The organism is Protofrankia sp. CiP1_Cm_nod2, assembly GCF_920664355.1.
GTDB lineage: Bacteria > Actinomycetota > Actinomycetes > Frankiales > Frankiaceae > Protofrankia.
The window spans coordinates 1-9,709 of record NZ_CAKKTL010000198.1; the positions used below are offsets into that span (position 1 = coordinate 1).

At 68.6% G+C, this 9,709-nt stretch carries 10 protein-coding genes; 7 read left to right on the forward strand and 3 right to left on the reverse strand.

All coding sequences use genetic code 11. The features are described 5' to 3' along the window. Both rph and NBW84_RS18740 read right to left on the reverse strand, forming a co-directional pair. The coding region (rph, locus tag NBW84_RS18735) for a rifamycin-inactivating phosphotransferase (protein WP_250286042.1) at nt 1-2,569 on the reverse strand (2,569 nt) is incomplete at its 3' end. A 112-nt stretch (nt 2,570-2,681) separates the two neighbouring features. After that, nucleotides 2,682-3,281, reverse strand: coding sequence for a hypothetical protein (locus NBW84_RS18740; protein ID WP_250286043.1), 600 nt, complete (start codon nt 3,279-3,281; stop codon nt 2,682-2,684). A 137-nt stretch (nt 3,282-3,418) separates the two neighbouring features. On the opposite strand from NBW84_RS18740, the gene NBW84_RS18745 reads away from it, so the two are divergent. After that, complete coding sequence (locus tag NBW84_RS18745; protein WP_250286044.1) at nt 3,419-3,904, forward strand: hypothetical protein; 486 nt, start codon at nt 3,419-3,421, stop codon at nt 3,902-3,904. Nucleotides 3,905-3,940: 36 nt separating this feature from the next. Here NBW84_RS18745 and NBW84_RS18750 read toward each other — a convergent pair whose 3' ends face one another. Then, nucleotides 3,941-5,062, reverse strand: a complete 1,122-nt coding sequence (locus NBW84_RS18750) for a hypothetical protein (protein WP_250286045.1) — start codon at nt 5,060-5,062, stop codon at nt 3,941-3,943. 202 nt (nt 5,063-5,264) lie between these two features. On the opposite strand from NBW84_RS18750, the gene NBW84_RS18755 reads away from it, so the two are divergent. The 6 genes from NBW84_RS18755 to NBW84_RS18780 form a co-directional block, all read left to right on the forward strand. After that, a complete protein-coding gene (locus NBW84_RS18755; protein ID WP_250286046.1) occupies nt 5,265-5,603 on the forward strand; it encodes a hypothetical protein in 339 nt (112 codons plus the stop codon). Nucleotides 5,604-5,618: 15 nt separating this feature from the next. Then, nucleotides 5,619-6,890 carry a Fic family protein gene (locus tag NBW84_RS18760; protein ID WP_250286047.1) on the forward strand — a complete coding sequence of 424 codons (1,272 nt, stop codon included), beginning with the start codon at nt 5,619-5,621 and terminating at the stop codon, nt 6,888-6,890. A gap of 518 nt (nt 6,891-7,408) precedes the next feature. After that, entirely contained in the window at nt 7,409-8,239 is an 831-nt protein-coding gene (locus tag NBW84_RS18765) for a helix-turn-helix domain-containing protein (RefSeq protein ID WP_250286048.1), read from the forward strand. Nucleotides 8,240-8,524: 285 nt separating this feature from the next. Beyond that, a complete protein-coding gene (locus tag NBW84_RS18770) occupies nt 8,525-8,992 on the forward strand; it encodes a cupin domain-containing protein (RefSeq protein WP_445548764.1) in 468 nt (155 codons plus the stop codon). Between the two features lie 119 nt (nt 8,993-9,111). Then, nucleotides 9,112-9,240, forward strand: a complete 129-nt coding sequence (locus NBW84_RS18775) for an NmrA family NAD(P)-binding protein (RefSeq protein WP_250286050.1) — start codon at nt 9,112-9,114, stop codon at nt 9,238-9,240. A gap of 192 nt (nt 9,241-9,432) precedes the next feature. After that, a partial coding sequence (locus tag NBW84_RS18780; protein ID WP_250286051.1) for a HipA N-terminal domain-containing protein occupies nt 9,433-9,709 on the forward strand: 277 nt, incomplete at its 3' end.

The following is a 9,709-nucleotide window of genomic DNA, read 5'->3' on the forward strand; positions in this document are numbered from 1 at the left end:
TTCCGCGCACGCGGATCCGCTGCCCGTCGGGGATCAGTCGGGTGGCGTCCACCACACCGACGACGGCCGGCAATCCGTACTCCCGGGCGATCACCGCGCCGTGCGTCATCAGTCCTCCGACCTCCGTCACCAGGCCTGCGATGGCGACAAAGAGGGGCGTCCAGCTGGGGTCCGTGTGGGCCGTGACGAGGATGTCACCCGGTTCGAGAACGGCCCGTGCCATGTCCAGGATGACGCGGGCCCGCCCTTCGACGGTCCCGGCGCAGACCGGTAGGCCGATCAGCGCGCCGGCCGGCACATCGTCGCGTCGGTACGCCCCGACGACGCCCTCGCCGTCGGACGTGAGCACCCGGGGCGGTGTGAGCGCCCGGTACGACCTGAACGCGTCCTTGCGCCGGCCGATGAGCTGGTCATCCACGCGGTTCGTGCGCACGACGTCGTGGAGCTCCTGGAACGTGAGGTAGAAGATGTCCTCCTTCTCGCGGAGTACGTGGGCCTGCGCGAGGCGCTCGGCTTCTTCCAACAAGGCCTGCTTGTACACGAAGTAGCGGCTGATCATCCCGTACTTCGGATACTCCCGGTACCCGATGAAGGTCCGGACCCGGTCGATCATCCGCTTCGTCTCTTCGGCCCTGCGCTCCCCGTCCGGCAGGCCCCGCAGGCGCTCCAGCAGATCCTGCTCCTTCTTCCAGGCCTCCTGCCGGCCTTGCTCGAAGCGTCGTCGGCTCTCGCCCCGCTCGAAGTTCCTGATGTTGCCGAGGATCATGGGGACGAGCGTGGAGGGGCGTTCGCTCCAACGCGGCCGCGTGATGTCGATCTCGCCGACGCAGCGCATGCCGTACCTGTCGAGCCAGGCCTCGATGGCGGCTCGCGCTTCGGTCCCGCCCGCGAGCCTGGGCAGCTCGTCCAGGAAACCCTCGTCCTCGACGTGCCGCAGGAACGCCACCACGTCCGGATGCGGGCGGATCACGTCCGCGACGTCGAGCAGCGCCAGCCCCATCTCCGACGTGACGTTGTGGGGCACGGACTGCGTGAGTGTGTCCGCCGCGTTCTTCTCGCCCAGCCACGCCTCCAGCCGCTCGTTGAGCCACCACGTGGCCTCTATCGCCGACATGAACACCTGATGGCTCCGCGGATCGAACAGGATCCGTCTCAGCTCCTGGAGGTCCGCCCGGATGAAGTCGAGCAGCGCCTCGCCGGACTTCGTCCGGATGTCGCGTTCCGAGGCGGCGATGGACGCCTCGCTGCGCCCGATCAGCTCGGTGACGATGGCCGGATCGGTCTCGATCGGGGCTGGCGCGCCGCCAAACAGTGGCCCGGGGGGACCCTCGTCAGGGAGCGGCCGGACGAAGCCGTCGCGCTCGAGGATGGTCCGCAGCGCGTCCCCGAGCAGCGGATCGGATCTCCCCAGGGCCTCCAGGAGGCCGGCCCGGCTCGCCGGCGAGGCCAGCCTCTGGGTGACGTCGACGAACAGGCGGCCGCCGGCCTCAGCCATCGGCGCGGGGGTCGTCATCTGCCAGAAGGAGAGCCCCAGGGGCTTCATGGGGTCGGTCATCATCTGCTGATGGCCGACGGAGACATAGACGTGGTTCTCCCGGTCGCCGGACTCGGGGATGGGGAACAGCGTGGTGATCGGCCGGCTCTGGACGATCTGGAAGCCGTCGTCGACCAGGCACCATTCGATGTCCTGCGGGCGGCCGAAGTACGCTTCGATCCGCCGGCCGAGCCGCGCGAGCCGCACGACCTGCGCATCCGTCAGCGCCGGCTGCTCCTGCCGCTCCGGGTCGATCGCCTGCTCCCGCGTCCCGCCCGCCGGCGAGGCGTGAACCGCACGCTGCTTGGCGGCGACCGTCCTGGCGACGACCTCGCCGTCGCGCACCTTGAAGACATCCGGGTTCACCAGGCCGGAGACCAGGGCCTCGCCGAGGCCGAAGCCGGCCTCCACGGAGGCGACCTTCCGGTTGGACGTGACGGGGTCGGCTGTGAACAGGATGCCGGCCGCCTGCGGGAAGACCATCCGCTGCACGACCACGGCCATGTGGACCGTACGGTGGTCGATGCCGTTGCGCTGGCGGTAGGTCACGGCCCGCTCGGTGAACAGCGAGGCCCAGCACCGGCTGACGTGCCAGAGGATCGCCGCCGGCCCCACGACGTTCAGGTACGTGTCCTGCTGGCCGGCGAAGGAGGCCGTCGGCAGGTCCTCCGCCGTCGCGCTGGATCGGACGGCGTAGGCGGCGTGCTCGCCGCACTGGGCGAGAGCGCCGGTGATCGCCGCCGCGAGATCGCCCGGGACGGCGATCCCTTCGATGGTCCGGCGGATCTCCGCGCTGAGCGTGCGGATCGCCTCCCGGTCGTCCGGGTTCAGGCGCGACAGCTGATCGAGCCGATCGTCGATCGAGGGCGCTTCCGCCATGATCCGCCGGAAGGCGTCCGTCGTCACGCAGAAGCCAGCCGGCACGCGGATGCCGTCGATCCGCGACAGCGCCCCCAGGTGCGCGCCCTTGCCGCCAACGACCGCGACCTGCGTCTCGTCAACCTCTTGAAGACCCAACACGTGCTGCTCGCTCACCGCGACACCTCCGAGGCAGTGGTATCCCGTTGCACTGCACCCGGTAGCCGTCGAGCCAGGCCCCGGTAGGAGTTGGTGGTCTCGAAGTCGATGGCGGTGTAGGGGAGCACGGTCACACCAGCGGCTGCTCATGGAGACGCCCAGCGAAGACGGGTGGGAAGTCCGGCACCGTCTGACTGTTCAACTCCTCGGGCATGATCCACGGTGACTGACCCGTCTTCGGCCGGACAGTACGTCGGCGCCGTTCCTCGTCCGTCTCAAGCCAGGTCGTCCACACGCAAGCTGCAAAGTTCGCGGTCGCCAGGGCACGTTTGCTCGGGGTGTCCTCAACAGGCGGGAAGCCGTCGACCTTCGGGCTGGTGGGGAACGCTGGCGAGACCAGGGTCTTGGACCGGGTGTGCTGCTTGTAGGCGTCGAGCGCCGCGAGGATCCGCTGCTGATGCCCCTCCGTCTCAGCAACCAGGGTCTCGAGAGCCGCTACGGTGAGCGGCTCGCCCTCGATCGGCAGCCCGTCCAGTAACGAGCCTTCCGTTACCAGGATGACACAGCAGCGCGTCAGTAATCGAACCTTCTCGAGCGCGAGGGGATCGCCGGCCTCGTCGATGGCGGCGGCATTGACATGCCGTGCCTGCAGCGACTCTGTCCTCCTGGTGATCCACACGGCGATGGTGCCGCTGCCTGGCTGCCGGTCGATGGTCGCGATCTCACGCACGAACGCCTCCCCCATGGTCCGATGCCGGCGAGGCTACCGATCTTTAGTATCGGAGGTCAAAACGTCCTATGCCGCTGCCGGTGGGCACGAGAAGCACATCGGGGCGTGCCGCTCGGCCACCGGAACTGGCAGCCACAGTGGCAGCCAGGCCCACGAACAGCAGCGGACTGGCAGAGCTCGACCAGCTGAGCGACGGTCCCGGTGACCGTCTCCACGCGTCCGCGCACGCATGGGCGAACGACACCGCCACCGAGATCGCCATCGAGGTGATCTGGTCGGAAGGCGACCGCGTGGAGGTGAAGACGCCCGTCGCAGAGCCCGGTCCGATCATTGCGATGAAGCTGCAAGCGGTGATGAACCGCTCTACGCGGAAACAGGGCACCGACCTGCTCGACGTCGTCCGGCTCACGCTCGACCACACGGCGCGCACGGCAGCGCTGGCCCAGCTCGGTGCTTGCGACTCGTCGACCGCCGCCGACATCGCCCTGCACGTCGATCTGTGGCTCGTCCACCGCCGTGATCAGGCCATCCGATGGATACACGGCGCGGGTGGCAGTGACCTCACGACCGACGACCTGGATCTCGTCGCAGAGCTTCTTCTCGATGCCTGCGGACGCACCTGACACGGCCCGAGCCGACGGGCCGAACTGGGACGGTGGTTATCTTCCCAGCCCGGGGATGTCCGCCGCGGGCCCGTCAGAAAGCGGCAGCGTGGGTCGGTCGGGCCACGGCGGGGCGGCGAGGTATTCCGCGATGCTCGGATGGCGGAACTGCCATACCCCGCCGGTGCGCAGCAGGATGCCGCGTTCGGTGGCGTCGTCGAGAAGGCCGAGGATGTCGCGGGGGAGGCCGTGGCGCCAGGCGAGCCAGTGCCGGGAGAGCAGGAACATGCCCCATGGGGTGGGCAGGCAGGCACTGATTTCGCAACAGATCACGGCGGCCAGAGCGATCAGCGGGTCGGTGGGTGGGTGCCCCCAGCCCGTGAGGTATGCCTCGCCGGCCGTGACGAGAATGCAGACACCGGTTACCAGCGGAGTGGTCAGGAACAGCGTGCACCGGCGGTGCCGGTGCAGCAGGGCCCGGGCAGGGTGGGTTCCGAGATCGATGACGGCTGCCCGCGCCTGCGCGCCTCGCCCCACGCGCCAGCCTGGTAGCGGCGGCGTCCCAAAAAGCAGCACGCTCGGCGTCTCCGGCGCTTTGGTGGTGAGCTGATGGAACGTCCTCGCCACGACAAGGCCTGCGACGGCGCCGAACCCGATCCCGATCGGGTAGCCCAGCACTGTGCCCAGCAGCACCCCGAAGGAGATGCCGAAGACGAGCCCGGACAGCGTGACGACTGGGCGCGGTACGGTACGGTGCAGGTGCCACCAGCTCAGACCTGGCAGGCGCCGATCGGACGCACGCTGGCGGGCCAGGAAGATCAGCGCACGGAGCTGCTGGTCGTTCTTGTCGGTTCTGGTGGGGCTGTCTGATCCGGGGTAGGCCACCTGCAAGCACCGCCAGGCCAGGTGGGTGCGCACGGCATCGGGGGACGGGAACCGCCCCGGATCGCGGAGTTCGGCGGGGCTCTCGGCCGGTCCGGCTGCTCGGTAGACGGTACGGGCCAGGTCCGCCGTCCGCGGATCCCGCAGGGCCCGGGCCACGGGTCCGTCGGGTGCGTCCACCAGCGTGTTCAGGATCGGCGCCCAGCGGTCCGGCGCGGTCTCGCCATTGCCGGCGATCAACGTCGGGTCGGCCTTGGCCGCGAGGTGGTCGGGAAGGCCGAACGCGCTGGTGGTCAAGGGGTTCACGCCATCAGCGCCCGCAGCCATACCACGCGTCCACCGGCGGTTCGACGTCCCCGCGCGACCCATACGTCGACAACAACACACGCATTCCGCGACTCCCGTTTCCGCAGCTTCTGGCCTCGGACGGCTATTCTGCGGCACGACCCGGGCCTTGCCGCAAGCTTTCCGGTGTGCTATATATTAAAAGTAGTGAGGAGTGGCTGTTTCCTTTTTGATTATCTCTCCTTTTTCCTTGTTTTTCTTTCACTTCATCGTTCTTTTTTGTCGTCCGCTGTGGGCGAACAAGCCCCTCGCGAAGCGGCGGCATGCCCGGCTGGCCCGTTTCGAGACCAGCCACCCGCGGCCAGCATCGAACCGATCTCCCGGACGCTCGCCGACGGTCCTTGGTGATCATGGGCGAGTGGAAGGCGGACCGCTGTCGATCGGCGACCGTCGGGAAGCCGGCCGCGCCGGCCGGCCACCGGCGGCCTCCTCCCGGGCGTTCGGCAATCTTGATTTCGAGGTCTCCATGTTCAAGGTTATTCTGGAACCTTGAACATGGAGGGTGGAAGTGGCTCGTCTACTGCGGCGGCACTGGGAAAGCGATCTTGATTCCGGGTTGTCGAGGCGTGACCGGTCGGGCTGCGACTACGACGCCTACCTGCCGGACCCCCTGGTCGGGCGGGAGTTCCGGCTGGACGCGGGGACGGCGGCCGACGTCGCCGACGCCGAGGTGGCCATCAGCCGGCTGGGCCGGGAGGCAACCGCCCTGCGGGGCTCCGAGGTGCTTGCGCGCATCCTGCTGCGGGCCGAGTCGGTCGGCTCGTCGCGTATCGAGGGGCTTGAGGTCGGCGGTCGCCGTCTGCTGCGGGCCGAGGCGGCGCGGGAGCTCGGGGAGAAGGCGACTGACGTCACCGCCGCCGAGGTGCTGGGCAACATCGACGCGATGGCGGGCGTGTCCGAACTGGTCGGTGTCGGCCAGCCCATCACGGTCGCCTCACTGCTGGAGGTTCACCGACGCCTGCTGGCCGGAAGCCGGTTGGCGGATTACGGCGGCACGATTCGGACCGTGCAGAACTGGATCGGCGGCAGCGGCTACAACCCCTGCTCGGCGGTGTTCGTACCACCACCGCCCGAGGTCGTGCCCGAGCTGTTGGCGGACCTTTGCGCGTTCTGCGACGACGACGGGCTGCCGGCGGTCGTCCAGGCCGCTGTGGCCCATGCGCAGTTCGAAACGATTCATCCCTTCATCGACGGTAACGGCCGGACCGGCCGGGCCCTGATCCATATGGTGCTGCGACGGCGTGGCCTCGCGGTCGACGTGTTCCCGCCCGTCTCCCTCATCCTGGCGACCTGGTCGCGCCAGTATCTGGCCGCGTTGTCCGCCACCCACTACGTCGGCTCCGCCGCATCCGAGGACGCACGGGTGGCCACCGATGCCTGGATCGCGCTGTTCGCGGCGGCGTGCGGTCGGGCATGCGCGGACGCGGCCGACTTCGAGCGGCGGATGGCGGTGCTTCAGGCCGGCTGGTTTCAGCGGGTCGGCCCGGTGCGGGCGGGCTCCGCGCTCGACCGCCTGCTGCGTGTGCTGCCAGCGGCACCTGTGCTCACCGTCCGCTCCGCCGCGGCACTGAGCGGGCGCAGCGTGCAGGCGGCGAACGAGGCGGTGGGCCGACTCGTCGAGGCGGATGTGCTCCGGCAGGTCACCGTCGGCCGGCGCAACCGGGCGTTCGAGGCGGCCGACGCGATCGAGGCGTTCACCCTGCTGGAGCGACGCCTCGCGAGCCCGGACGGGAACACGCTGGTCAGCCCGCCGACGCGGCGGGTACCACGGCAGCCCTGACAGCACCGACCAGAACCCGAGTACGGTGAAAGGGAATCCCGGGTTCTCAGCCGCACAGCGTTATCGTTAAATAACGTAGCGGAACGTTACCGGAAAGGCTCGCTCCCTCGCCAGCCGAGGTCTGACTGACAGCCGTTCGGCGACGCTCCAGGCCGCACGCCCCGAAGATGTTGGTCGAAGCCACCGCTGGACACGACGAGGTCCTCGCGTTCACCTACGCTTCAGCCGGGGAACGGCCCCACGATCGCGGTCACCAGACGGACCGGAGCCTCCGGAACCGCCAGGTGTACGGAACATCCGTCCGATTCGGTAGATGATGTTCCGGTCGGCGTGGTCATCGGGCATTGTCCCTGGCCAGGGTCCGTGTGGCGACCGGGTGGACGGTGATTTCAGGGCCGGGAACCAAGGAGCTCAGCGTGACGGCAGATCCGTCGGCTTCGGAGGCGATGCGTTTCCCTGCGGCTGAACTGGCGCAGCGCTTCGACCAGGACGTGTGGTGTGCGACCCGAAGGTGCAGCGTGCGGGATGCCGGTTGGGTGTCGGTGCTCGTCCGGGTCGCTCAGCGCTGTGATTCTTCGGGACGCGCGGACACGGGCGTCCTGCCCCATTCCCGGATCATGCTCGTGACCCGTGGAAGCGTGGCCGTGCAACGACGCGACGGAGTAGCCCGGCGATCCGCCCAGCTCGCGCCGGGGAAGGCGTGGATCGTCCCAGTCGGAGTGCCGCTGAGCTATGAGTGGACGCATGCGGGGAGCGGCATGCGCGAGCTCGTTGTCATGGTTCTCCCGGCAGACGATCTCGCGCGTACCGCCGGCCTGCTGAGTCATCGACGGTCCTCGCCGGTCACCTTGGCGGAGCCGGTGTTGATCGAGGACCACGTCGTGCGCAGCGTCCTGACCGAGCTCACTCACGCGATGGCTGCGGGAGTCGACGAGCTGTACGCGGAGACCTCGGCGGCCTTCCTGCTCGCCCATGTGCTCAGCCGCTACGGGACTGGATCGCCGGGCCCCGTCAGCGTCGGGAGGGAGGACGTCCGTGTCCGGACGGCGATCGAGTTCATGCGGGACAACCTTCACCTGCCCCTGTCACTCGCCGACATGGCAGGCAGCGCCGGGCTGAGCCCGTACCACTTCCTGCGCGTCTTTCAGGCCTCGACGGGATTGCCGCCACGCCGGTTTCTCACCCGGATGAGGATCGACGTGGCGCGGCGTCGTCTCGAGGACAGCGACCTGTCCGTCACCGACATCGCGCAGCAGTGCGGGTTCAGCAGCGCCAGCCAGTTCTCGACCGCGTTCCGCCGCGAGATCGGTATGGCACCTCGGGCGTTCCGCCGCAGCCGCGCCATGTAGGGAAGGTGACCGACTACAACTGACTCTGACTGACCGTGACCGTGACCGAGGCGCGAGCGCCGCAATAAGGAACACCTTTTCAGCAAGCGGGCGAATGCGCTCCGGATGCGTGGGCCCTACGCTCGAGGCGTGGTCACCACGAGGCTCGGCGCACGCGGATGCCGGAGATCGCACCCGGCTGAGGGCTCCGTGCCCGCGTAGCGCGCCGTGCCGGTTCCGGGCCGGAAGGCGCGACGGACGTCAGGGCGCGATGGACGTCGCACCGACGATGCGAAGGAGAACGACGTGAGCATGCTCTATCTCGCCCAGGCCCAGCAGCAACAGCAGCTCGAATGGCTCGACGGCGGAACTCTCACGATGGTGCTCGACGGCGCGGCGACCGACGGCCAACTGATGATGGGCAGGTTCGACGTCAGCGAGGGCGAGGCGCCGCCTTATCACAAGCACACCCTCGAAGACGAGGTGTTCATGCTGATCAAGGGCACCGCACTGGTCTGGTACGACGACCGCGAGTACGAGCTGACCGGCGGCGGCGTGGTCTTCCTCCCCAAGGGCAAACCGCACGCCTACCGGATCACGTCCAAGAAGGCCGACCTGTTGATGATCAACACACCGGCCGGCATTGAGGGCATGTTCCGCTACGCCGGCCGCGACAGGTCCACCCCGCGACCCGACGGCTTCCAGATCTCACCCGAACGGATGGCCGAAGCGGCTGAGCAGTTCGGCAACATCGTCATCGGACCGCCCCGCTGACGCGGACCGTCCACACCGACCGCGAGGATCTCGTTCCCGGAACAGCCGCGGACGACTATCCGCACGACCCCGGTGGTCGCTCCGACCTCGATCGATCCCTCCGCCGAAGGAGGGCAACGATGAAGATCCTCGCGACCGGGGCTACCGGCACGTTCGCCGGGCTGGTCGTGCCCGCTCTCGTGAGCCATGGCATCGACGTACGCGCGGTCGTGCATGACCCTGAGGTGCCTATCGAGCAGCCAACGTAATGTCCTCGGCCATCTCCTGTTGCCAGGCCGCCAGCATGATCGGTATCCCCGATGACAGCCACGAGACCCGCACGGGGTGCTCGATCGTTCGTAGGATGGTGATCACAGCATCGCCCTGCATCCCGACCCGTACGAGACCGACGTCGGCCGGCTACTCATGGACGAGATCCTCCCCAAGCGAGTATGGCGCTGATGGCCGGACGGGATCCTGTCGAGGTCACCGTCGAGATCGACGGGCAGGAGACCGCCGCCGGAACGTTGTGGCTTCACGACCGCGGCGGACAGAGCGCCACGTTCCGATACGCCGACGCCTACCTGACCAGCCCGGCCGGATACGACCTCGACCCGGCGCTGGCCAGGGCCGCCGGCGTCTTCCACACGCCGCCGGGGTCAGCCATCTTCAACGCGTTCGCCGACAGCGCCCCCGACCGATGGGGTGAGAACCTCATGAGGCGTGAGGAGCGCGAGC

Excerpts from the sequence above, each read along its gene's own strand:
- NBW84_RS18775 (WP_250286050.1), top strand. The coding sequence starts at position 9,112 with ATGAAGATCCTCGCGACCGGGGCTACCGGCACGTTCGCCGGGCTGGTC.